Annotated in this window: 23 protein-coding genes; 21 read left to right on the top strand and 2 right to left on the bottom strand. The window is 42.8% G+C overall.

The window, feature by feature from the left end; all coding sequences use genetic code 11:
• Positions 1–2: 2 nt before the first annotated feature.
• From EKM76_RS02460 to EKM76_RS02555, 20 genes are all read left to right on the top strand, one after another.
• Complete coding sequence (locus tag EKM76_RS02460) at positions 3–365, top strand: hypothetical protein (RefSeq protein WP_125549084.1); 363 nt, start codon at positions 3–5, stop codon at positions 363–365.
• 83 nt (positions 366–448) lie between these two features.
• Complete coding sequence (locus EKM76_RS02465; RefSeq protein WP_125549085.1) at positions 449–1,468, top strand: major capsid protein; 1,020 nt, start codon at positions 449–451, stop codon at positions 1,466–1,468.
• An 8-nt stretch (positions 1,469–1,476) separates the two neighbouring features.
• On the top strand, positions 1,477–1,809 hold the full coding sequence (locus EKM76_RS02470) for a phage head-tail connector protein (protein WP_125549086.1): 333 nt from the start codon (positions 1,477–1,479) through the stop codon (positions 1,807–1,809).
• Complete coding sequence (locus tag EKM76_RS02475; RefSeq protein ID WP_125549087.1) at positions 1,806–2,165, top strand: hypothetical protein; 360 nt, start codon at positions 1,806–1,808, stop codon at positions 2,163–2,165. The genes EKM76_RS02470 and EKM76_RS02475 overlap by 4 nt, the downstream gene beginning before the upstream one ends.
• Positions 2,149–2,697 carry an HK97 gp10 family phage protein gene (locus tag EKM76_RS02480; protein WP_125549088.1) on the top strand — a complete coding sequence of 183 codons (549 nt, stop codon included), beginning with the start codon at positions 2,149–2,151 and terminating at the stop codon, positions 2,695–2,697. Before EKM76_RS02475 ends, EKM76_RS02480 begins: the two co-directional genes overlap by 17 nt.
• Complete coding sequence (locus EKM76_RS02485; RefSeq protein WP_225417859.1) at positions 2,694–3,053, top strand: hypothetical protein; 360 nt, start codon at positions 2,694–2,696, stop codon at positions 3,051–3,053. Before EKM76_RS02480 ends, EKM76_RS02485 begins: the two co-directional genes overlap by 4 nt.
• Before the next feature lie 14 nt (positions 3,054–3,067).
• On the top strand, positions 3,068–3,535 hold the full coding sequence (locus tag EKM76_RS02490; RefSeq protein ID WP_125549089.1) for a phage tail tube protein: 468 nt from the start codon (positions 3,068–3,070) through the stop codon (positions 3,533–3,535).
• A 78-nt stretch (positions 3,536–3,613) separates the two neighbouring features.
• Positions 3,614–4,024 (top strand): DUF6096 family protein, encoded by a 411-nt coding sequence (locus EKM76_RS02495; protein WP_125549090.1) that lies wholly within the window; start codon positions 3,614–3,616, stop codon positions 4,022–4,024.
• A gap of 86 nt (positions 4,025–4,110) precedes the next feature.
• The gene (locus EKM76_RS02500) at positions 4,111–4,398 is read left to right on the top strand and encodes a hypothetical protein (RefSeq protein ID WP_164507565.1); all 288 of its coding nucleotides are present in this window, start codon (positions 4,111–4,113) and stop codon (positions 4,396–4,398) included.
• 18 nt (positions 4,399–4,416) lie between these two features.
• Positions 4,417–10,284 carry a transglycosylase SLT domain-containing protein gene (locus EKM76_RS02505; protein ID WP_125549092.1) on the top strand — a complete coding sequence of 1,956 codons (5,868 nt, stop codon included), beginning with the start codon at positions 4,417–4,419 and terminating at the stop codon, positions 10,282–10,284.
• A 6-nt stretch (positions 10,285–10,290) separates the two neighbouring features.
• Positions 10,291–10,659, top strand: a complete 369-nt coding sequence (locus EKM76_RS02510; protein WP_191986898.1) for a DUF6711 family protein — start codon at positions 10,291–10,293, stop codon at positions 10,657–10,659.
• 14 nt (positions 10,660–10,673) lie between these two features.
• A complete protein-coding gene (locus EKM76_RS02515; RefSeq protein WP_125549094.1) occupies positions 10,674–15,857 on the top strand; it encodes a hypothetical protein in 5,184 nt (1,727 codons plus the stop codon).
• 2 nt (positions 15,858–15,859) lie between these two features.
• Positions 15,860–16,288 (top strand): DUF1617 family protein, encoded by a 429-nt coding sequence (locus EKM76_RS02520; RefSeq protein ID WP_125549095.1) that lies wholly within the window; start codon positions 15,860–15,862, stop codon positions 16,286–16,288.
• A gap of 2 nt (positions 16,289–16,290) precedes the next feature.
• Positions 16,291–16,566, top strand: coding sequence for a hypothetical protein (locus EKM76_RS02525; protein ID WP_125549096.1), 276 nt, complete (start codon positions 16,291–16,293; stop codon positions 16,564–16,566).
• A gap of 79 nt (positions 16,567–16,645) precedes the next feature.
• On the top strand, positions 16,646–17,146 hold the full coding sequence (locus tag EKM76_RS02530; protein ID WP_125549097.1) for a phage holin family protein: 501 nt from the start codon (positions 16,646–16,648) through the stop codon (positions 17,144–17,146).
• A complete protein-coding gene (locus EKM76_RS02535) occupies positions 17,143–17,436 on the top strand; it encodes a holin (RefSeq protein ID WP_125549098.1) in 294 nt (97 codons plus the stop codon). Before EKM76_RS02530 ends, EKM76_RS02535 begins: the two co-directional genes overlap by 4 nt.
• A 2-nt stretch (positions 17,437–17,438) precedes the next feature.
• On the top strand, positions 17,439–18,500 hold the full coding sequence (locus EKM76_RS13825) for a GH25 family lysozyme (protein WP_125549099.1): 1,062 nt from the start codon (positions 17,439–17,441) through the stop codon (positions 18,498–18,500).
• A 132-nt stretch (positions 18,501–18,632) separates the two neighbouring features.
• Positions 18,633–18,941, top strand: coding sequence for a DUF771 domain-containing protein (locus EKM76_RS02545; protein WP_125549100.1), 309 nt, complete (start codon positions 18,633–18,635; stop codon positions 18,939–18,941).
• 447 nt (positions 18,942–19,388) lie between these two features.
• Positions 19,389–19,856, top strand: a complete 468-nt coding sequence (locus EKM76_RS02550) for a DUF948 domain-containing protein (protein ID WP_125549101.1) — start codon at positions 19,389–19,391, stop codon at positions 19,854–19,856.
• The gene (locus tag EKM76_RS02555; RefSeq protein ID WP_125549102.1) at positions 19,856–20,266 is read left to right on the top strand and encodes a YtxH domain-containing protein; all 411 of its coding nucleotides are present in this window, start codon (positions 19,856–19,858) and stop codon (positions 20,264–20,266) included. The genes EKM76_RS02550 and EKM76_RS02555 overlap by 1 nt, the downstream gene beginning before the upstream one ends.
• 75 nt (positions 20,267–20,341) lie before the next feature.
• On the opposite strand, the gene EKM76_RS02560 is transcribed toward EKM76_RS02555, so the two are convergent.
• Positions 20,342–21,442 carry a M24 family metallopeptidase gene (locus EKM76_RS02560; RefSeq protein WP_125549103.1) on the bottom strand — a complete coding sequence of 367 codons (1,101 nt, stop codon included), beginning with the start codon at positions 21,440–21,442 and terminating at the stop codon, positions 20,342–20,344.
• Positions 21,443–21,648: 206 nt separating this feature from the next.
• On the opposite strand from EKM76_RS02560, the gene ccpA reads away from it, so the two are divergent.
• Positions 21,649–22,650, top strand: a complete 1,002-nt coding sequence (ccpA, locus tag EKM76_RS02565) for a catabolite control protein A (RefSeq protein ID WP_125549104.1) — start codon at positions 21,649–21,651, stop codon at positions 22,648–22,650.
• A 49-nt stretch (positions 22,651–22,699) separates the two neighbouring features.
• Here ccpA and EKM76_RS02570 read toward each other — a convergent pair whose 3' ends face one another.
• Positions 22,700–25,264, bottom strand: coding sequence for a transglycosylase domain-containing protein (locus EKM76_RS02570; RefSeq protein WP_125549112.1), 2,565 nt, complete (start codon positions 25,262–25,264; stop codon positions 22,700–22,702).
• Between the last annotated feature and the right edge of the window lie 312 nt (positions 25,265–25,576).

Consider the following 25,576-nt stretch of genomic DNA (forward strand, 5'->3'; position numbering starts at 1 on the left):
CTATGCCTTATGTAGAAAGTAAACATATCGATCAAATTAATTTTTTGGCCAGTGGTCATTTTCAATCATTTACGGAATACGTTGATAACACTAATACTGCTGTAATCACCGATGACCGTGGTCGTAAAGTCATCCCAGCTGGGACGGTTTATCCGGCCAATGACGCAACAGCAAAGGGTGTCACGATTGACGAAGTAGATGTGACCGACAATGCAGTGCCAGTTGGTGTTATTGTGGAAGGCTATCTATTACAACAACGTTTGCCGGTAGCACCAACTGATGCTGCCAAAACGGCAATGACAGAAATTAAGTGGCGGGATGAACCAGCCGCTACTGAAGGTGGCGCAAGCGGCCCGAAAGCGTAACTCCGTCAGACGAGGAAGATATGTCTGACGGTACTACACCAACTACAGCGGAATAATGATTTAAAAAAAGGAGGAACTAATTCATGACAACTATTGCAGATTTATTTACACAACACGGTTTGATCGACTATTCGGCCAACCGTACTTACCCAACTTTACTTGGGGACAGTTTATTTCCAACACGGCGAGTAGAAGCGCTGACACTTGATATTTTAACGCGCAGCACTAAGGTGCCGATTTTAGCTAATGTTGCCGGGTTTGATAGTGAAGCAGAAATCGGTAGTCGTGATGCTAATAAGGCAGTTCAGGATTTAGCACTGATCAAGCGGAAAATGCAGATCAAGGAGCAGGACTTATATGCATTGCTTAATCCGCGCACACCTCAAGAAGGTGAATATTTGCGTAACAGCGTTTATAACGACTTTGATGTCTTGAATCAAGGCGTCTTGGCACAGGTTGAGCGTATGGCGATGGAAGTGCTATCCACTGGTGTTGTCACACTCAATTCTGAGGACAAGAAGAGTGGTGTGATCGATTATCAAGTACCAAAAGCTCATAAAATTACTGCCGCTACTGGCTGGGACAATGATGCCTCTGATCCATTACGTGACTTAGAGGATTGGTGCGACTTGCTAGATATTAATCCAACGCGGGCCATGACCTCCAAGAAAATCTACCGGGCACTAACACGTAATCCTAAGATTATCGCTGCAATATTTGGCAAAGATTCTGGTCGTGTCGTAGGCCAGGCCGACCTTGACAGTTTCATGCAAGCACAGGGGTTACCGGTTATTCGCCCTTATGGTGAAAAGTATCGCGTTCAGGCCGCTAATGGTAAGTACATCAGTAAAAATTATTGGCCTGATGACAAGATTGCGTTATTCGATGACGAAATCGTTGGCGAAAAAGTCTTCGGTCCAACGCCGGAAGAGCTTGCTAATTTAAGTGACGCGCAAACTTCCACTGTGTCAAATGTTTACGACATGATCTACACCGAAACGCATGATCCAATCGGTACTTTTGAAAAGGCGTCTGCGGTTGCGTTGCCATCCTTAGCTGAGCCTGATCAAATTATCCAAGCAACTGTCACTTTAAGTAAGTAGGTGATTAGATGGCAGTCGAAGATGATAAGACCGCTCAATTGGCCGCAATGAAACGACGGCTGGGGGCGGATGCCGCAGATGAAGAGCTGATTGCAGATTTTTATGATGAGGCACTACAAACTGTGCTTGATTATACTGGCCGCACCACTACTCAACTGAATCACTCATTGTTGATTGCTGCGCGTCGCTTAGCAATTGTCTACTACAATCAGCAGGCAGACGAAGGTGAAACTCAACGCGTTGAGGGTGGCGTATCGCGAACGTTTGAAATTGGCATTCCCGGATCTATCCGCTCCGCAATTGCACCTTACCGACTGGGACGAACGAGGCGATTGTCATGAGACTGCGACCGCAGGACTTGCATACTGTTTATTTACGGAGACGTGGTGGCGGCTATGATGATGAAGGTAATCCGCTCAAAGGCTGGGGGGATGCAATTGAGATCAACGCCAATGTGCAACCGGCTAATGGTCAACTTAATGCATCTCTGTATGGTGAGCGACTAGCTTATATGTTGCAGCTAAAGTATCAAGGTGACATGATCACGGCCAATCACGACGAAGGCGCTGGTATTTGTGTTGACGTTTTGGACACAGATAAGCCTGATTACAAAATCATCAGTATTCAGCAGTTTGCCACCCACAAGAATATTCTGATTGAACGATTGGAGCGTGGTACCGATGGGAATGGAGCTTGATGTTAGCAAAGTAGTTGCTAACTTACGACGATTGCCAGAGTTGATACAAAAGGCGGCGTGGGATGCCGCGTTCGACATCATGGAACTAACGGCCACGCGGGCGACCGAGCGCCTACAGTCTGGTATGAAACATTCTAGTGGTGAATTAGCGCGTAGCCTTAAGTATGAGGTCGTCAATGATGATAAAGGTAATATCGTTGGTCGTGTTTGGTCGGATAATGCGGTCGCCATTTATCGAGAACTCGGTACTGGTCAGCATGGTCAAGCATCGCCTAAAGATATTCCGTCTGGGTTCCAGCCAGTATATCGGCAGACGCCGTGGTTTATCCCCGCTGAAATGGTCGATGTGGACCTAAATAAAATTTACGGTATGCGTGTGATCACGATTAAGGGGCGTAAGTTTTATATCTCTAGCGGTCAGCCGGCGCGGCAGTTCTTAGTACCGGCACTGCGTGAGACTGGTGAGAAAGATGCACGGCGGTTGTTACAGCAGCGGATTCATGATGAAGTACAGGGAGGTATGCAACTGTGATTTACAACATGAACACCGAAGTAATGCGGATACTTAATCGTATCGCTACTTTAAAATTACGTGCGGCCGATTATCCCGATACTTGGTCACAGTTTCCTGCTGCGATTTACCGTACGGCGCACGAGCCGATTTATATTGATGCTGATCAAATTGAACGGCAGACGCGCTGGACGATTACCGTTGAACTCTATACGGATACTGGTAGTCTAACTGATTTAACCGAGCAACTACGTTCTGCCTTTGCGTTGATCGGTTTTTCTGGCGATACTACGCAATCAAATACTGCCGGTTTGCGGCGCACAATATGTACGTTTAATGCTGTGATCGATAACGATCTGCAGCGCGTTTATCACTAAGGAGGAAATTACAGATGAAGATTAATTTACAAAAATTTGCCGAAGAAGTTGATGCAAGTCATGGCCTATTATCAAAAGGTACTAAATTAAGTTATACCCCTCATGGGGCTACTGGAGGAACACCGACTGAGATTGTTGGGATTAGCACAGTACCGGAAATTGGTGCTGATCCAGAAAAGGTTGATGTTACAACTCTAGCAGATAGTAAGAAAAAATCAGTTGTGGGGTTGCAGGATGCTTCTAGTCTTGCATTTACAGCAATTTATAAAGGATCTAACTTTAAAGCTGTCAATGCCCTAGTTCCGACAACTAATTATGATTGGACTGTAACTTATCCTGATGGGATGACGGTTACCTTTACTGGGCAGCCATCAATCAAATTAGGCTCTGCCGAAGTTAATGGTGCATTGAAGTTCACGTTGATCGTTGTTGTTTCAGACGGACCTGATTTTCATCCAGTGGATACTCAAGCAGCCGGATAATTAGAAATTACTAGCAAGTCACTTGTCAAAGGGTGGCTTGTTTTTGTACCAAAATAAAATCAGAAAGAGGTCATTATAATGGCACTTAAGAAACCAACAAAAATTCAATTCGGCGGATTGGAATTACAGCTACAGCTCACAGGACGTACCGTATTAAATATCGAGGGCCGCTTACGCGAATCAATGGTGGGTCTATTTATTAACAGTGAAGGTGGGTTTCGATTACCACCAGCCAACAAATTGTTAATCGTAATTCAAGGTGCAAATACTACACATGGTGTGACTGATGAAGTCATTGCTGACGCGTTCGGTAAGTACTTGGAAGAAGGTCACACCACGATGGATCTAATGAATATTGTTCAAAACTTACTTGATACATCAGGTTTTTTAGGAAACAAGGCGGACAACAAGAAGGGCGAGAAGCAGGAATCTGGCAAAGTCGTTACGCTCGACGCACCGGAGGAAAACAAGAACAGTCCGCTCGAATAGATAGCCTAACTGATTTATTTGAGACTCTGCGGCAACCAGCTATTAATGCTGGTATCTCAGCAACTGAATACGATGATATGCCTTATTTGCAGATCATATCTCAGATTAAGGCTAATCGTTATCAACATGAGGAACAGCTACGAGAACAAGCTATTATGGATCACACGCAAGCAACTTTAATGGCATTCGCGATGAATGATCCACAAAAGATGCCTTCGGTGGCCAAGGCCTATCCGTTCCTGGATAAATTTGAAGGTAATCAATCACAACCGAAGCAAGAACCTGTAGCAGAATGGCAGAATGATCAGGCAATGCTGATACAACAGGCAATGGTGGTGAAAGCAACGTTGCAACGGAAACATGCACAAAAATAACGAGGAGGTGAACTAATCATGGCGGATGGAATTGATATTGGTGATTTAGAAAGTCGCTTTAATCTTGATCTAAGTGGTTTAAAACAAATGACTGATCAAGCAGCAAAGATGTTTGAGAAGCTAAGCGACACCGTTAAACAGTCCAGTGCAAAGGCTGGTAAGGATGCGTCAGCCGGTATTGATATTAGCAAGGCCGTTACAAAGTTATCTGAGCAAGTAACCAAGATGAACGAGAGTATGTCGCAAGGCTTTACTAAGATGCGTGAAACTACAACTAAGGGGTCGGCTAGTTTAACCGATAGCGTCACTAAAAATACGACTAAGATGCGTACAGCTGTTGGTAAAGATATTGATTCAATGGTCCGTGATATTGATGCCAAAATGGAGCAGGCGAAGGCGGCCCAGCTTAAGCTGCAGTCGTTGTCGTTTAAGCGTGCAGCGGCGCAAAGCTCCGGCGACACTGGTAAGGCGTTACAGTTTGACTCGCAGATTGCTGGTGCCCAAGCACAGATGCAACGTTATCAGAATCAGGCTAAAGACTTAGCACAAAGCATGTCGCGCGAGCTAGACGCCGTTCCAGCATCGTTTAAGAAGATTGACGGTGCAATGAGTCAGAATGAAAGTAAAATCGAACAGTTGCGCGCCAAAGTTAAAAGTTTATCTGCAGCCTATGAACAACAACGAGTCCCAGTTGGTGGAAACTTTGAATCTGGCTTTGATATGGGTGATTCTAAACAATCACTTAAAACTAAAGAACAAATTGAAAAGCTGCAAGGTTCAATGAGTAAGTTAATTTCGGAAAATGATTACTTAGCGCAATCCTATGCTAACACAGAGGATCGTGCATCAGGGCTACGCAATGCGCTTAAATCAGTGAACACCGAACTAGATAAGGAAGCTATTTCTGGTCGCATGGCTGCAGCCGGAGTTAACGCTGGCAGTGATGGTTCTGGCGGTAGAGGTGGTAACGGCGGCAAGAAGTCTACGCAAAGTGGCGGATTTTTTAATAACTTAAGAAATTCAACCAGCGGTTTCTTTGATCGATTCCGATCCGGTAGCAATGAAGTTCAAGTTGGTTCCAGCAGAATAGAACGTAGTTTGGGTGGCATTGGCCGTAGCTTGAAAATGGTTGGGTCACAAGTGTTCCTATTTTCATTGCTTGGTCAAGGCTTGATGTCACTAGTCGGTTGGCTATGGAGTGCAGCAAACACTAACAGTCAGTTTGCATCATCATTTAACCAGGTCTATGTCAACTTGCTCACGGCCTTCTATCCAATCTATACGGCAGTGATGCCAGCGCTGAATACCCTAATGGCAGGCTTAGCTAAAGCTACCGGGGTACTTGCTAGCTTCATTGCTAATTTATTTGGTACGACTTATAGTGCGGCTAAGCAAGGTGCTTCTGGTTTGCAATCAAGCATTCAAAGTTTGAATGCTACATCGGCTGGTACTACCGGCGTTTCTAAGGCAGCTAATAATGCTAAACAATTAGCGAACAACACTAGTGATGCAACCAAGAAAGCTAAGGAACTACAACAATCACTAGCTAGTTTTGACGAAATTAATACATTACAACAAAACAACGATGATGAATCAGGCACTGGTAGTACACCAAATACTTATACACCGGACACAGCAACACCAGATACCGGAGCCGCAGAATCACCGCTTGGTGGTGCCGACTTTGGCGCGGCCACGGGCAATTACAGTACTCCAGCTTGGTTAAAAGCATTTGCTGATGCAGTCAAAGCAATTGCTAAGGATTTATGGACACCAATTGCTGAAGCGTGGGATGCCGTTGGCGATAAAGTGGTCAAGGCGTTTAAGTACGCACTAGGCGAATTACTAGGATTAGTCGAAGCCATTGGTAAGTCATTCCTGAAAGTTTGGGATAACGGGACCGGCGAGAAATTTGTCGAAAACTTGTTGATCCTGCTAGCTGATGTACTAAATATCATTGGCGATATTGCTAAGGCATTCAAGGATGCCTGGAACGATGATGGACGCGGTACGCGGCTGATTCAGACGTTCTTTGATGCTTTCAATGCCATTCTTGAGTTATTGCATTCCATTGCAGTAGCCTTCCGTGAGGCGTGGAACTCAGGCGTTGGTGAGTCAATAGCAGCTAACATTTTAGATATCTTCACGAACATCTTTAAAACGATCGAGAACATTGCCGATCGACTTAAAACGGCATGGAACGACAACGGCACCGGTGAAAAGATTTTCGGAACGATTCTCGGTATGGTGGATGATATTCTGTCCGCCATTAACCGTGCATCAAAAGCAACAGCTGACTGGGCAGGGTCATTAGACTTTGGTCCATTACTTAAATCAGTTGATTCTCTGTTAGAAGCGTTGCGACCATTTGCGAAGAATATCTGGGATGGCCTTGAATGGGGTTATAAAAACTTATTGCTGCCGTTAGCTAAATTTACAATTGAAAAAGTTTTACCTGATTTCTTCGATGTTTTAGCGGGTATTTTGAAAGTATTTAACGCTGTGATCAACGACTTAAAGCCCGAAGGTGAGTGGTTATTTAACAACTTACTTAAGCCACTAGCTTCATGGGGTGGTGGGGCCTTTCATGCTATTATGCAAAAGATCGTTGATATTCTTTCAGCATTCAGTGATTGGGCAAGTAAACATAAAGTGATTGTTGATACAATCGTAACTTCGTTAGCAGCACTATTAGCATTAAAAGTAGCGAGTGGCTGGCTTTCAAGTGCTACAGGGACTCTAGGTAAACTAGTTGATGCTGCAGTTAAAATTGGTGGCAAGGAACATGTACTAAGGGACTTCTTTAAAGGTGTCACCGGTATTGATAAGTTAGAGGGTGCTGTGACACAGCTTAAGAATATGTGGAAAATTGTTAGCGAAAACTGGCAGGGTTCTTCGATGTTTAAGGCATTCAAAAGTGGTCCGTTACAGTCCATCAAGGGTGCTGGCGGAGTCAGTGGGTTAACTACTGGTGGTAAAGCACTTACTGGGCTTGCCGGAGCTGGTATAGCTCTTGGTGCTGGTTGGGATATTATTTCTGCAATTAAAGAAAAAAATCCAACTAAAAAATTCGAAGACTTCGGTTCTGGTGCTGGCACTGCGATTGGTGGTGGGCTTGGTTTATTCTTTGGTGGTCCGCTTGGTGCAGCTATTGGTTCACAAATTGGTGGTGTGATTGGTAAATGGGCTGGTGATGGTGCTAAGAAATTTTCTGATGGCTGGAACGCTGTTGGTAAAGGCAAAAAGCCAGATGATTGGTTAGGCGGCCTTGGCTGGGATGCCAAACAAATGACCAAAAAAGTCGGCGATTGGTGGGATGGTCTACAGAAGACCAATGATCAAGCACAAGCCACTCAGCTTAAGGCCCAACAGAAAGCTGATAAAGAGTTCAAAAAGTCCTGGGATGAATTCTGGAGCAGTCTGGGTAAAAAAGCATCCGATATGTGGGCAGATATTACGACGACCGCATCTAACTGGGCGATTAGCTTTAGTAAGTGGTGGGCTAAATCATCACAAACTTTAGGAAAAGGATGGAGCCAGTTTTGGAATGATGCTGGCAGTGTTGCTTCTGGCATCTGGGATACAATCTTAAATACTGGTTCAACATGGGCGACGAGCTTTAGTAAATGGTGGTCAAAGACTTCTAAGGTAATAGGTAAAGATTGGAATAGATTCTGGGGTGACACTGGCAGTATTGCTACCGGAATCTGGAGTGCAATTCTTGATACGGGTGCTAATTGGGTAACCAGTTTTACAAAATGGTGGACTAAGTCGTCCAAAGCTATTGGTAAGATTTGGGATGCATTTTGGAATGATGCTGGTACTACTGCTTCTAATATTTGGAATACAATCACAGATACTGGTGCTGCATGGGCAACTAACTTTAGCAAATGGTGGTCAAAGACTTCTAAGGTAATAGGTAAAGATTGGAATAGTTTTTGGTCTAATGCGGGTACAATAGCCAGAAATATGTGGGATAGCACAAGGGATAGGTCTTCACAGTGGGGTAACGACATAATCAAATGGTGGTCTTCAACTTCTAATTCCTTTGGCAAAAAATGGAATAGTTTTTGGTCAGATACCGGTACTAAGTTAATAGATACGTGGAATAAAGCTAAAAATGATACTGCAAGTATTTTTGGTGGGATCAGTAATAACGCTTCTACAACGTGGAATAATATTAAAAACACTGTTGGTAATTTAGCTGGGCAGGCTAAAGATGGCGCAATAAACGCTTGGTCTACATTGCAATCAAGAACACCTAGCTTTTTTGATAATGTTAAGAATACTGCTAGATCAGCATTTGATACTGTTGCTGGATGGGCTAGTAATCTAGGATCACGTATCGGTGGTGGACTTTCAAGCGGATATAGTGCCGTCGAACGTGGTGCTGCCCGAATTGCGAATGGAATTATAGGCGTTATTGGAGACGCCGTTAATGGTGTGATTAGAGGTATCAATTGGGTATTAAGTAACGTTGGTGCTGGTAATCGTTTATCTACTTGGAGTGTCCCATCATTTGCTACCGGCGGTCGTCATAAAGGCGGACCAGCATTGGTCAATGATGCAACGGGTCCAATTTATCGAGAGGCCTATCGCTTACCTGATGGACGTAGTGGTCTTTTCCCAGCACAACGTAATCTGTTGCTTAATTTACCAGCTGGTGCGCAGATCATGCCAGCGCAACGAGTTGCTCAAAAAATGGCCGCTCAAATTCCACACTACGCTGGCGGTCTATTTGATTTTGACTTTGATTTTAAGATGCCAAAGCTCGATTTTAGTGGACTTAACTTTGATTTTAAGATGCCAAAGCTCGATTTTAGTGGACTTAACTTTGATTTTAAGATGCCAAAGCTCGATTTTAGTGGACTTAACTTTGATTTCGGTAGTATTGGTAACATTTTTAGTTCTGCTGGCTCATTTGTCAGCGATGCAGCCGGAGATGCAGCAGACTGGTTAACTAAGTATATGGGCAATCCTAAGGGACTATGGAACTGGATTGTTCAAAAGTACGCTGGATTAACGGGTAAATCTGGAATTGGAGCTGATGTAGCGCATGGTACGATCAATAAAATGGCTGGTGGCGCAACATCATTGCTAAAAAAAGCTTTGGAATCCTTTGCACCAGCTGATCCCGGTGGCTCCGGTGTAGCACGGTGGCGGCCATACGTTTTACGAGCTTTGAATAAGCTTGGGCTTTCGTCCGGTTTAGTCAATAAGGTATTAGCACAAATTAATACTGAATCTGGTGGTAATGCTAAAGCAATGGGCGGTAACGATGGTCTGGCTGATGGTAACGCGATGGGCCTAATGCAAGTTAAACCAGGGACCTTTGCAGCTTATAAATTACCTGGTCATGGAAATATCTGGAACGGCTACGATAATATGCTAGCTGGCCTAAATTATGCTCGAAATCGTTATGGCTCTAATTTGTCATTCTTAGGACAAGGCCATGGCTATGCCAATGGTGGTCTAATAAGTCAAGACGGTATGTATCGCGTTGGTGAACATGACCTATCTGAAATGGTGATTCCACTGACAAAACCGGCACGCGCGGTTGAGTTAATGCAGGAAGGTCTATCAATGATGGGGCTTTCTGGCTACGATTTAGTGACACCGGATATTGCCAACGAGCCTAATTTGACTAGTAGTCTGTCAAACGCTACTGGCGGCGTTACAACAACTGGATTATCCGGTATGGACGCACAAACGATTGGCCGAATTATTGCTGAAACGATTGCCGAACTTCTTGGCGATCAACAAAGTAGCGGCGACACGGATATGAATGTATCAATGCAAGTTAACGATGATACGTTAGCACAGATCGTGATCAAGGCGGTTAACCGCCGGATCAAGAAATTGGGTTATAACCCAATCATAATTTAGGAGATGATGCAATTGTCGGCAGTTTTGACAATTAATGGAGTGGCAGTAAAAGCGCCTAAATCTTTTAGTGCTATTGTCCAAGATATTGACGGTAACTCAACTCGTGATGCCAGTGGTAACATGCATCGTGATCGTATCACGGTTAAACGTAAGTTAACGATTGCTTGGGGGCCATTAAGTAACAACGAGATTGCCACGATAATGCAAGCAATTAGTGGTGTTTTTTTTAGTGTTACTTATCCTGATCCACAAACGGGGACACAGAAAACCGCAACTTTCTATGTTGGTGATCGCACCGCTGCTGCTTACAGTTGGAATAGTAAATTTGCAGCAATGATGTGGCAAAATTTAAGCTTTGATTTAGTTGAGCAATAAGGAGGTGATCATGATTGCTTTTCAAAAAACAAGCGGTCCATGATGCATGGGCGGCTACAGAACGAACCTTGGATTTTAAAGTGACAGTAAAAGGGAAAAATTACACCGCAACTGATATTAGCAGTTTGTCATATGATTCTGGCGCTATGAATGGCGAAGCGCTGACGTTAGGATCTACGTACACGAACACCATCAAGATCACTTTCAGTCATTTGATTGAAGGCTTAGCATTACTTGATGAGATCACACCGCAAATTGGCATACAGCTACCTGATGGCACCTGGGACTTTACTAGCCTAGGTGTTTTTATTATCGATGCAGAAGTGCAGCAGGATCGCAATAACAATACAACGACACTGTCAGCATCTGATCGTATGTGTATGATGGGCGGTACTTATGAATCTAAGTTGAGCTATCCAGCTGCAATCAATGATGTTGCAGTTGAAATTGCTAATATGGCCGGAATGAAAGTCAATGTAGATGATTTTGCACGGCTGCCAACAGAGAAAATCTTATCTTTAGGCAAGGTTACGTATCGAGATGCTATCGGATATGTAGCTCAATTTGCGGGAGGATTTGCAACTTTTGATCGTGATGGTTTGCTTGATATCCGTGTACTCAGTGACCCTGATTTTACGGTCACGCCCGATCAGTATCAGTCAAAAGGACTAACTAAGAATGAAGCATTTTATCGTATTGGTGGGTTGACTTGTAGCGTCACGACCACGGTAAAAGATGATAGTGGTAGCGAAACGCAAGAAACGACCACGTTACAGGCCGGCAGCACTGCTGGAACTCAGATTATATTGAACAACCCAGGAATGACGCAGACACTCTTAGATGGACTTTATGAACAATTACAGGACTTGAACTTCTATCCATTCTCGCTTAGTTGGTTTGGTGATCCTTCGTTAGAAGCTGGTGACTGGATCACAGTGCAAGATACGGCTGGTAATGAATTCAAAACTCCTAATCTACTGTATTCGCTGACGTTTGGCGGCGGGGTCACCGCGACAAGTAAAGCTGACACCACAATCACTGCATCGGCAAACTTTGTTTATAGAGGGGCCACTAACCAGATTATTACTAATATTAGGCGATATCTTAATGCTGCAGGGCACGCAATCAGTGAGGGTATTGATGAGCCGACTAGTCCCAAGGCAGGTGATATTTGGTTTAAAAAAGAAGGACCAGATACAACGATTATGACTTATGTTATCGATCCAGAAACTGGAGTCGGATCATGGCATGAGGGACCGTCAACGAAAGCAAATGCTGAGTTACAAAAGTTATTTGAAGATTTAAAAGAGGAAATGAAAGGTACTTCTGCGGCAGCGAGTGCAGCAGTCATTGCAGGTAGTGCGGCCATGGTTGCGGGCAATCAAGCAAGTGCGGCGGGGTCCGCGGCACAATCGGCGGCTGACTCTGTGGCTGCCAAGGTAGTCGAAAGTAGTAAAGAGGTAGCTGCAGCTAAATCTGCGGCAGCAAGTGCAGTTGATCAGGCCAGTCAAGCAGTTGCGGCGGCATTTGATAATAATCAGCAAATATCGACACTCAAAACTGATATGGCGGATGCAACAACACAAGCAAGCGCTGCTTACGCTTCGGCAAACACGGCGCTCAGTACTGCTAATACAGCATTAGATAACGCCAAAACGGCGATTGACAGTGCGACAACAGCAGCAACCGATGCAAGTACAGCGTTAAGTACTGCTAATACGGCTTTAACCAACGCAAATCAAGCAGTTACTACAACTAAGACATTGTCGACTAAAGTTGATGATATTACCAATACAATTACGACCCTTGCAACTACGGAAACAGTTAATAAATTAACGGGGACCGTCACAACAGTCCAAACATTGGCCCAGCAGAATGCAGCAGGATTGCTGACAAAGGCTGACACAAAAATTGTTGATACGCTAAATAAAACGGTCAGTGATCACAGTGCACAGTTGAAATTAACAGCAACTGGTGCCCAATTTGATGCGGTTAGTAAAGTTGTTGATGGAGTTAAAAATACGGTCACAACCAATACGGCTAACATAGCCGCAAATACGCAAGCGCTCATGCTTGCAGCAAAGCAGACTACTGTTGATGCACTCAGTAAGACTGTTGACAACCAGACGGCTCAGCTTAAATTAACGGCGACCGAAGCCGAGCTTAAGACCGCACAGACTAGTATCAATACGCTGGATGGTCGTGTAACAAGTATTAACGGACAACTAAATGTACAAGCCGGACTAATTGCAGCTAAAGTCACCGCAAGTGATGTGACGGGAATGCTAAATGGCTATGCCACACAGTCTTGGTCTCAGGGGCAGATATCTGCTGCTAAAAATGAGATTTCCGCGAGCGTTGAGACGGTTAAACAAAACGTTAATAGTTTGCAAGTCAATAGCCGAAATCTGGCTAGAGGAACACAAAACTGGAACGGTGATACTTTTTATTACGAAAGTGTGAAAGTATTAAATGAAGTTTTTATGGGGACACAAATTGCCACTGACTCTGTTGGCGCCTGGCAAGATGTGCGCTATGCTATAGCCGACTTAGTAAATCGTGGACTAGTTATTGGCAATCAGGATTATACTCTATCAGTTTGGTGTCGCTTAAAGCTAATCGACGAAACTACAACTGATTATGCCAAGGCCGAAGTCATGTTTTTCGGCGAAAACACAAGTATGAACGGCACAACCATGATTAACGATTTAGATACAAGTTGGCGCCGGGTCTCAATCACCTTTAGATTCACGGGGTCACCGCAAACTGGACACCTACGTTTTGAGCGACCATCGGCAGATGGATTAACTTATTTTCAGCAAGCTGGTTTTACGCTTAATCTCGGCAATAAAGATCTAGGCTGGCAACCCGCGCCCGAAGATCAAGCCACCGTTGATTGGACTAAAAGCCAATTAGATATCACGGATAAAAAAATCACAGCCGGAATCACAACAGTAACCAACACGTTAAATAATAATATCGCTAGCGCTACTGCAAACATGGCAACAACTACGTGGACGAATACCCAGATCGATGCTGCTAAAACCGCGATAAATTTAAGCGTTGAGCAGTCGATTACAACCTCAGAAAATACGCTAAATAATAACATTGCAAACGCCACAAACGATATGGCCACAAAAACGTGGACAAAAGGACAACTTGATTTAACGGATAGCAGCCTAACGAGCCAGATATCAAGTGTTAAAGATGGGTTAACAACCCAATATACTCAGTTACAGCAAACGCTAAATGGTGTCCAAGCGACGGCGAATAACGCTGTGACTCAGGGACAACTAACGCTTTTGAGTGATCAGTTTACTAGTACGATATCGGGCATAAGCGTTGGCGGGACTAATTTGTATTTAGATACAAAATCTTTTGCTAATCCAAGTGTATGGTCAAATTTTTCGAGTTGGAGCAGTACCGCCGAAAGCTTTAATGGTTTTAAGGTTTTAGAGTCTACAGGTCTGTGGAGCGGATTGAGTCAGACGATTAATGTAAAAAAAAGCGAGCATTACACTTTTAGCTTATACGCAAAACGAGCTGATTCTGCAGGAGGATCAACTCACATCTATTGGACTGATAATAATAGTACAGTTAACTTATCATCAACAATGCAGAGTTTTAAGCTAACCGATGACTGGCAGCGCATTTCTATGACCGTGACAATATCACGTGATGGTTACATCAGACCACGAATTGAGCGCGACACGGACGATGGCTATCAGATTTTGATAGCTGGGCTTAAGTTAGATAGTGGTAATTTATTAACGGCATGGTCGCCAGCACCGGAAGACCAAGCTACTGTAGCAGACGTATCTAGCCAGTTTACTCAACTGCAAAATGACATCAACTTGCGGGTCAAAACGGGTGATTTAATTAATCAAATCAACATCAGTACTGAGGGTATTTTGATCGACGGTCAAAAGGTCCATATCACTGGTGCGACTAAAATCGACAGTGGAATAATCACCACTGCTGAGATTAAAGACGCGGCAATTACAAGTGCTAAAATTGGCGCTTTGGCTGTAACAACTGCAAATATTGGTTACGCTGCGGTTACGAATGCTGAGATTGCAGCACTTGCTGTCGGCACCGCGCAAATCGCCGATGGTGCAATCAGTAATGCAAAAATTGGTAATTTAGCTGTTACGGCCGCAAAAATTGCCAATGCGACGATCAATGATGCCAAAATTGCTTCAGTGTCCGCCAGTAAGCTTACAGCCGGTACAATTGATGCAGCTAATATCAATGTGATCCATTTAAATGCCAACAATATAACAACGGGTACTATTAGTGGTGCCAACCTCAGTATTAATCTAAGTACTGGTGAAATTCTATTTCAAAAAGGTGCTATTAAAAGCACTAGTGGTAATCTTGATATCGAAATTGACGATGGTACGATGACCGTTACCAACAGTGCTGGAAACGGTTCGAGATTTGCAAATGGGAATATTTATATGACAAGTAAAGACTGGAGCTTGTGGGGTGGTAAAGATCCAGATTACGGATCTTTTGAATACTCGGACGGCTTGGCTGGTTGGATTGGTAAAAAAGGTGTAAAAATTTCCGGAGCCGAAGGTGCTCAGCTTGGTACGAAAGACTTTAGTGGAATGAGCTCAATGCTGCAACCAACTGGTGCGGGAATTTCGACTTCTGCAACTGTTGCTTTCATGGGTGCAGAAGAAATGATTGAATTAGTTGCTGGACCGTCAATCGGCCTAAGAGCACCAAGCATTACTATTGGACCACGTTCACGAATCGAACTTATTGGAGATTATGTTGATATCCCATCTGCATACGATAAAACAGCTTCTGGAAGTGCTAATCTCATTGTGGCAAGTGATGGTGCATTAGTACGGTCAACTTCGGCATCAAAATACAAAACCGATATTCAACGCACGATGAATGATGAATACGGTCAAAAATTACTCGATTTACCGACAGCAACTTGGTTGGATAAAGCGGATATGAAACGTTATAGCGATGATCCAGCAAAACAGCCGGTACCTACACGGAATTTTGGGATGATTGCCGAAGACTTGGCAGCTGCCGGACTAGAATATTTAGTTGTTCGTGGCCAGGACGGACAGTTAGAAGGTATTGAATATGATCGTATCGGTCCCGCATTAATACCGGTGATTGCTAAATTACAAAAAAGAATTGAAATCTTAGAACAACTCAAAGGAGAAATTTAATTATGAAAATCAATTTACAAAACAGTTACCTAGTACCATCTATCAATTTTTTGCAAGGTATTAAACTTAAAGGCAAACAGTCTCGCAGCAGATCAAAACTAGTCAAATTACTAACGAAGTCACTTAAGACCCTGCAGGAAGACGAAAATGCGTTACTGGATCAATATGGTGAACGCGATGATGATGGTGAGTTTGTTAAGGAAGAAAATGGCAATATCAAGGTAACTAAAAAAGCAGAGTGGCAGAAAGAACATCGCGAGTTGCTAGAAACTATTGCTGAAATCGAGGGTGGGACCTATGTAAACCATATAGACGACTGCAAGAAAATCTTAGATGACTACGACGGTGAGCTTGATGGTGCCAACGCCGAGGCCTACGACGCACTGCTGGATGCTTTTGAAGCTGCTAAAAAAGAAAAGGAAGGTAAATAATTATGTTAAAAACAACTAAATCAATCTCGTTATCAGGTCAAAGTATTATTGGTGAAACCCAGGTGGCCAACTTTAACGCCAACATCAATAGCGACAATGGCTCAAGCAACATTAATAGTAACATCATGAACCAGACGCTTTATGACGCAAATAAGGCCGAAGTACGTAAGGACTTGGCCGATTTTAACACCGCTGTTTATGAGGTCGAGGATCAACTAGATGCCGAAACTCAAAAAACAAATCATCAAGCAGAATCCAACGGTGAAACACCTGCATAAGGTGTTATTTTTATACGTAAAATGAGGTACTTTTTAAATCATATGAAAGACTAATACAAATAGAAGGGAGCTTTTGGGGGTGGAATGGTCAATGTTAAGCGACACTTTAGCAAAAATGCGCCTAGATCATTCATGGATTTTCGGCGCCGCCAGTGGGCTAGCTTTGGCGATTCCGGAATGGGTTAAACATGAAGAGTGGGAAGTGCATCATAACGAGTTTATTATGGTACTTTTATTTATCATTGTGGCCGACTGGATTGCAGGCTCGCGGTTGGCCATGCGTGCAGGCCATAAGACAAGTACACACTGGAATGACTCATTAATTCGTGATGTGATGATCCTCGGTATGTGCGGTGCTGCCAGTTTATTGGACGACGCTTTGCATACAGGATCATTTTTATTTTTTATGATCACGTTGGCATTCATGCATCACAATTTATATAGTTTACTGGCCAATTTAGCTTTACTCGGTTGGGATAAGTATTTTCCGGTCGGCCTGCTTAAATGGCTCAATGATGAACTAGAGGTTAAAGCACATAAGTACTTTGGGCATGATTATAAAGGAGATAATAGAAAATGATTGATATGTTTACGACTGTGACTAATTTTTTTAAAATTGCCAATAACAGCTTGATTGTATTGATTGCAGTGACTTGTTTTTTGGTTACATGGGCAATTAAACAGACAAAACTTGATAATCGATGGATGCCATTAGTTTCTGGTGGTGTTGGAATTGTGATCGGTGGTGCGGCCGCAACTGCCTTGGTTGGTAGTATCGGGTTAGGTGCATTTGACGGTTTAATTGCAGGCTTATTAGCGGCCGGCGGTTATGATGCAGTTAAAGGATTTATTTCTAAGGAGGCAAAATAAATATGAGTTTAAAAGTAATCGATGTCTCAAATTATCAAAGTGTTGCTGTGGTACAAGGTACAGATGCAGATGCGGTGATCATAAAGACCACCGAGGGTATTGGTTATGTTTCACCAGCGGCCAACTCACAATATCAGGTAGTAAAGGCGCGGGGAAAGCTACTTGGTTTTTACCACTATGCAGCTGGTGGTGATCCGGTGACTGAGGCCAATTACTTTTATAGCAACAGCAAAAATTATTTCCATGAGGCTATTCCTGTTCTCGACTGGGAATCTGGCGGTAACCGCGCGTGGGGAAATGGGACTTGGGCGAAAGCTTTTATTGATCGAATTCATACGCTGTCGGGGGTGTGGTGCTTATTATATACTGGTAGCGATGGTGTTAAGCATAATGGGCTGTTAACAGGTATTTCCGGATTATGGTTCGCTGGTTATCCGGACAACCGAAATAACTGGAATGCACCAAACTTCCCTTATTCGATCAGCCCATGGAAGTCACTAACTGGTTGGCAATTCAGTTCGTCTGCTGGTACGTTAGATCGTTCGATTTTTTATCTGGATGCAAAAGCATGGCAGGCAATCGCTAATCCGGCGGGTAAAGTGATAGTAGCAACACCGGCTAAACCAGTAGCCGAGCCTAAGTACTCAACCGCTGGTAAATCTTTGGAGCAAATGGCTGGTGACGTGATTGCTAAGAAAGTTGGGTCCGGTAATGAGCGCGCAAGCCTATTAGGCGCATTCAATACGTCTGTGCAAGCAATTGTTAACCATCGACTGAATGTTTACACAGCACCACAAGCGGTCATGGCACTAGTAGCTGAAGTTAAAAAAGGTGTACTAGGTACAGGTAATACTCGCAAAGCCTTACTAGGCAGTTATTATAAGCCGGTACAGGACACTATTAATAAATCATTGCAGCCGTTAGCTCGTTATTATACGGTTGTCTCAGGTGACACGTTAGGCGGAATTGCTAGTCGCTTAGGGGTTTCAACTGGAACCTTGCAAAGTAAAAACAATATCCAAAATGCTAATCTGATCTATGTGGGTCAGAAACTCAGCTATTAACTAAAATACTATCGATTCAACAACAACTGACCTATCTCTTAATTGAGGTAGGTCTTTTTTTATTTTTCAAAATTCTATTTGGCATGCGAGAACCCTTGCGTATAATTAAAATAAAAAAGAAGAATAAAAATTATGCAAGAAACAATAGATCAGTTAGTGGAACGAGTAGTGCGTGAAGAGGTAAGACGAAAATTAGACGAGCAAGATTTTGGCTTAACTGGACGAATGTGGAATCTTAAGGATGTACAGCAATGGCTTGGTGGCAAGTCAAAGGACTGGATCAAAGATAACACAATTTTTAATCCTCGTTTTAGTCGAGAGATTCAAACAATGATAAATAATAAAATAATTATTGAAGGGCGCCAAGGAAAAGCGTGGTTATTTAAAGCCAAGGAATTTAGCGAATGGTTGGATAAGAGGTGGCATGAATTTGAGTGGTAAAAATAACATCCCAGCCATCGTAGGTGAGATGTTATTTTTACATAATTAGTCTGATTAATGTTGAAGTGATCTGTTAACGGATATTTCTGTGAAGTGTGCCCGTAATTTTTGACTTACCACAATACTTACCACAGATAGACGAGGTAAGAAACTATTCAAAAAAACTTAGCTATTTACTATGCTTTTAGAACAGCGTTGTGGCAGATAAATGACAATATAAATGTTTCTCATAGCTTTGCGTTGAAGAAAGCGCTAAATGATGCTATCCTAAAAATATCAGATGTGCGTTGTGATAATTTTAGAATCAGTTATGATAACAACATCAAGTGAGTTATTATTTTGATTACTCACGGATTAGTTTGTAGTATCAGATTTTTGGTGCTGATCAAAACATCAAGATTTTGGCACAAAATTATCCACTATATGTGGAGTAGAGGAGGGTACGCTATGACTGGTGGTGAAATTGCCGGCTTAATTGCTGCCATCGCGTTTCTAATTTTAGTAATTGCGCTGGTGCTTTTATTACGGCGGGTAACTAAGGTCATGACTGAAATTCAAACAACGGTCAATGAAGCAACGCGAACAGTAACTGTTGTGACTGGCGATGTGGATACTTTATCTAAAGAAGTCGAGGGCTTGCTGACCAAGGCCAACGTGCTGTTGGATGATGTCAATGGTAAGGTAGCTAATTTAGATCCAGTTTTTCAAGCAGCCGGTGATCTGGGAACCAGCGTTTCAGATCTAAATGAAGCGAGCCACAACTTAGTGGATAAAATTACTAATGTTGGTGCAACCACAGCTAAGGCTTCGGCACTTAGTCGGGTGGGTGTTGGTGCATTACGTTTTTATCGTAAGCGCCGCCAGCATAAAGCAACTGATCCAGAAGTAAATACACAACAAGGGAGCGATTTATAATGGCAAAAGGAAACTTTCTTTTTGGATTCTTACTAGGTGGCGCAGCTGCATTTGCCGCTACTCGTTTATTAGCACCAGAGTCAAGTGATGAATTACGTGATAATGTTGCACGTAAGGTTAATCAGTTCCGGGATAAAGCCGCTGATTATGCTGACTTTGCGGATGAAACAGCCGATGAATTTACTGATATTGCCGGTGATACTTTTGATGACTTAAGCGAAACAGCCTCTAGTACGGCTGACGAAGCAAAGTCAGCAGCAGCTTATGCTAAAGATTCAGCTGCTGCTATTCATGACACTGATTATGCTGATATCAACCTTGAAGGTCAAAGTGCTTTCGGAGCTGCTAAAGATGCCGAATCGGAAACACCAGAAAGTGACGCATCAACTAGCGAAACATCTGAAAAATAAAATCAATATATCAAAACAAGCACTCACAACTAAGTGAAGTGCTTGTTTTTTTTGATCAATTTTTACATTAAGCTATTAGTTTTTAATATACTGTAATTCCTTAGGGGTATGGGTAAATGGTTCGTTACCTGTTTCAGTGATGTGGATACAATCTTCGATCCGCACACCAGCGACGCCTGGAATATAAATACCAGGTTCGATCGAGAAGCACATGCCAGGTTGTAACTCTAGCTCGTTACCTTCCATAATTGAAGGGAATTCATGGGTCGAAGTTCCGATACCATGACCTAAGCGATGAATAAAGTATTCACCATAGCCAGCTTTGTCGATGACACTGCGCGCAATATGGTCTAATTCAGCGGCAGTTAGACCTGGTTTAGCAGCTGCTTGAGCCGTTAACTGGGCTTCTAAACAAACTTTGTGGATATCTAACGCTTTATCATCTGGCTGACCAAAGGCAACAGTTCGTGTAGCGTCACTCATATAGGCGCCATGAACGGTACCAAGATCAAACAGGATCAATTCGTTTGGCTGAATTTTAGTTGCTTTCGGACCTTCGTGGGGATCAGAAGCATTAGCACCGGCTTGAACGATCGTGTCAAAACTCATTTGCATGACACCACGTTTCATTAAGGCGTATTCAATTTCAGCTACGACTTCTTGTTCAGTGCGGCCAGCTTGGATCGCTTTGAACCCAACTTCAAAAGCATAATCGGCTTCTTTACCAGCAGCAATCATTTCAGCAATTTCATCTGGAGTTTTGATCAATTTAGCTTGTTCAATGAAGCGGCTAGCATCACCAGGGAAACTAGCTTCAGGAAAAGCTTGTTGTAAAACCTCATAGCGGCCGAAGGGAAGGTCGTCTTTTTCGATTGCCCAGCGTGTTGGCTGTGCCTGACGTTTTTTGACTTGTTCAGCAATCAGAGTGAACGGTGCTTCATGGTCAAGGTAGCCGTAAGCAGGATAGGTCCAACCGCTGGATTTAACGGCTTCAACTTCTAGCTGTGGGCCAAAAAAGAACGGATCTTGATCAGGGAAAACAAGTAACGCTTGAACACGTTCCTCTGGATCGGCAAAGAAACCAGAAAAATACGCGACGTTGGTCGGATTACTGATGTAGGCAACATCATAATGATTAGTTGCTAACCAGTTTTGTAGATTTTGCAAGTGATTCATTAAGTAATCATCCTTTCTTGATTCTATTTCAGTATAGCATAGTTAATGTTTTTTTAAGTCGTAAATTAATTCACAAGCGATTATGAAAACACTTATGTAAATTTTATGAAAAAAGCTTTTAAAACGCTTGCATTTGTTTGCAAACTTTGTTAAATTATAAAAGGTAATTACATGAAAATTAATGAAAACAAAGCGAGGAATTAATAATGGATAAACAAACTATCACCATTTATGACGTTGCGCGTGAAGCCAGCGTTTCAATGGCAACCGTCTCACGTGTTGTGAACGGTAACCCCAACGTTAAACCTGCAACTAGAAAGAAAGTACTTGAAGTGATCGACCGCTTAGACTACCGACCAAACGCGGTTGCGCGTGGCTTGGCTAGCAAGAAAACAACAACCGTCGGGGTTATTATTCCCGATGTAACTAACATTTATTTCTCTTCGTTAGCGCGGGGAATCGATGATGTAGCAACCATGTACAAATACAACATTATTTTGGCTAACTCAGATGAAAACGGCCAAAAAGAAGTTCAAGTGTTAAATACATTGTTGGCTAAACAGGTCGATGGGGTCATCTTTATGGGTAACCAAATCACTGACAGCATTCGTGCCGAATTCACACGTTCAAAAACACCAATCGTTTTGGCTGGCTCAGTTGATCCAGAAGCACAAGTTGCTAGTGTTAATATCGATTACGTTGAAGCAATCGAGGAAGCAACTAACACCTTGATCCGCCATGATAATCAAAAAATTGCCTTCGTTACTGGGAGCTTAAGCGAACCAATCAACGGTCAGTATCGTTTGAAAGGTTACAAGAAAGCTTTAGCACAAGCTAAAATTGCTTACGATCCTAATTTGGTTTTTGAAACTGAATATAGCTATAAAGCAGGCGAAGCAATCTGGGATCGAGTTAAAGCGGCTGGAGCAACTGCAGCAGTTATCGGTGACGATGAATTGGCGATCGGCTTACTCAATGGCGCTGGTGATGATGATGTGAATATTCCCAACGATTTCGAATTGATCACGAGCAACGATTCTAAGTTAACTGAAATTTCACGGCCTAAGATGAGCTCAATTACGCAGCCATTGTATGATATTGGTGCAGTAGCAATGCGGCTTTTGACTAAAATGATGAATAAAGAAGAAATCGATAACCAAACAATTCTTTTACCATATGGTATTGTTGAGCGCGGTACAACTAAATAGAGCCCAAAAAAATAAACCTCATTGAATTAACAAGGTTTATTTTTTTGCGCTAGTTAGTTGCGGTCGTACTACTTTGACCGATCCCAGTAGTCGTATTACCTTCTGTATATTCGTCAGGAATGACTTCACCACCATAAAGAGCGCCGTCAGCATTGCTACCATTAAGATAGTTTTTCCAGAATGCCGAATAATCAGCGGTGCTACCACCGATGGCAAATTTTTCTTGCGTCTTACTTGGTGTCCAGTCGGCATAATACGAATTATTTTGGCTGCCACTGGCAAAGACGCTGCTACCATTAACGGTCAAACTGCCTGGAAGTTGGCCGGTTGACTTCACTACTGAGGCAGTAGTGACACCGCTAGGTTTTTTCCGTGTTTCGGTCGTACCGAGTACGTCGCTGTCAGCTGTGTAAATGGCATTGGCTAAGTTGGACCAGAACTGATTGGTGATCTCACTGGAAGAGTCAGTTAAATTATAGGATGAGCCATTATAATTATCGTAACCAGTCCAAGTGGCTAAAGTAACGGTAGGGGTACTACCGACAAACCAGCTATCACGGTTATCATTAGAGGTCCCAGTTTTACCAACTAAATTAGTTGTGTCAAAAATAGTTTCGTTAGGGATCTGACTAGCAGTCCCTGAAGTCACGACAGAATGTAGCATGTTTGAAGTAATATAGGCTGTCGCCGGCGAAAAGACCTTCGTTGTTTTTGCTTTGTGTTGATAAACAACTTTACCATTAGCGTCAGTAATTTTACTGATAACGTAAGAGTCAGTATGGTTACCACTGTTTGATAATGTCGAATATGCGCTAGCTGCATCAGCGACCGTTACGCCATAATCAGTACCACCAAGGGCTAAGCCTAAATTCTTATAGTCATTATCGGTTAAGGTCGTGATGCCCATTTTTTCCATATAGGGTTTGACTGAGCCCTTGCTACGTACGTCATTATACAGATTAACAGCTGGAATATTATAGGAATATTTGAGTGCTTCACGGGCATTAATGAAGCGATTCTGGATCGTTGAACCATAATCGGTTGGTTTGTAACCATTGAAATTAACTTTGAAATCAGCTAATTTAGTTTCCGAACCAATAATTTTACGTTCAAGGGCTGGTGCGTAAACTGCTAATGGTTTGATCGATGACCCAGGTGAACGCATGGTATCAAACGCATGATTCAGTTGGCTACTGGAATAATTACGGCCACCGATAAAACCAAGGACGGCGCCAGTTTGATTGTTCAACAGGACGCTACCATTTTGAACTGGCTCCTTAACTTTGACCACGTTACCATTAGCATCGGTTGTTGTGTCGTAGTAAGTTTGGCCTAGAGTTGAACCTTGTTGTTTCACGACTTGTTGCATCGCATTATAGATGGGTTTATTGATGGTGCTGTAAATATGGTAACCGCGGTTAGATAATAATTGTTCAGCTTGCTCGTCATATTGTTCCGACAAGGCACCGTCCTTATTAACTTTTGCAGTGGTCAGCCCATCCGCTTGGTACAACTGTTTCTTGATAATACTCTCAGCTTGCTGAGTTAATAAATTGTATACATAACCATATTTAACGCTTTGTTGCGAATTATTAGCTTTGGGTAGAAAATCCTTAGTTAAGTCGTACTTTTTAGCGTCTTGATAAGTTTTATAGCTGATTTTGTTATCGCGATACATCCGGAATAAGACAGTATCTTTGCGCTCTAGCCCGTAGGATACGTTCTTTTTTAGTTTACCTGTATTGGTGTAGGGCGTGTAAACTGACGGGCTTTGGGGTAAGCCAGCAATGAATGCAGCCTGAGCCAAGTTAACTTGGCTTGCCGGAACACCAAATAATCCTTCGGCAGCTTCCTCGACACCGGCCACGTTTTGACCTTTATTATTACGACCAAAGGTGGCGGCGTTCAAGTAAGCTTGTAAAATTTCAGTTTTAGAAAAATACTTGTCGACCCGTAAAGCTAGCAGGATCTCTGTGGCTTTACGCTTAAAAGTTGTTTCTGAATTTAAAATCTGCATTTTGACCAATTGTTGGGTCAAGGTAGAGCCCCCAGTTTGAACACCGATACCGGTCAAGCTGGAGAGTAACGCTCGGATAACTGATTTAGGCACAATACCTTTATGTTGATAGAAATACTGATCTTCAGTTGAGGTGATCGCCTTAGTTAAATTTGGTGAAATTTGGTTGATCGAAACCGATTGACTCACCAAATTCGTGCGCATTGAACCCAAACGGACGTCATTGGCAAAATAGAGGTTCGAAGCTGTGTAGTTACTATTGATCTCATTCTTCATTGCGGTGTAGTTTGGAATATTATCATGGCTGATCAATGATGCAAAATAGCCTAGGCCTAAACCTAAGCCTAACGCACCAACTACTAAGCCAAATGAGAATAAGTGCAGGAACAGGCTCCGGATGACACTGATACTAATATCGAGATAGTACAGAATAGCTTCTTTAGTTGTTGCAGTTTCTTTTAGTATGACGTCGGGAAAGCTCAGGCGTCGTTTTATGTAATGCCATATTCGGCCAAGCAGCTGACCTAGTCGCGGAAAGAATCCATCAGGCTTTTTTTGTTGGCGCTGATCGGTTCTAGATCTATGGTCCTTCAACATCATCCCACCTTAAAAATCTAAATACTCTTTAGTATTATAACAGATTGAATTTTATTTGCGCCGTAAAATTAGGAATGGTAATCAAATTGAAAAACTTTGGTTGAATATAACACAATGAAATAGGGAGGTGCGATTTAATTAAGAATTCATTAAATCAAAAAAGACGCCGAGTTTACAATTGAAGTGCAACACCCAATGAACTAGACCAACTATAGACAAAAAGGCCATGAAGACCTATTCTTATAATCGCCAAGAAAATAAGAGAGTAGGTGCCTTCATGACCCAATCCCAGAGTACCATGTCTAGCCATTA

The organism is Loigolactobacillus zhaoyuanensis (assembly GCF_003946385.1).
Taxonomy (GTDB): Bacteria; Bacillota; Bacilli; order Lactobacillales; family Lactobacillaceae; genus Loigolactobacillus; species Loigolactobacillus zhaoyuanensis.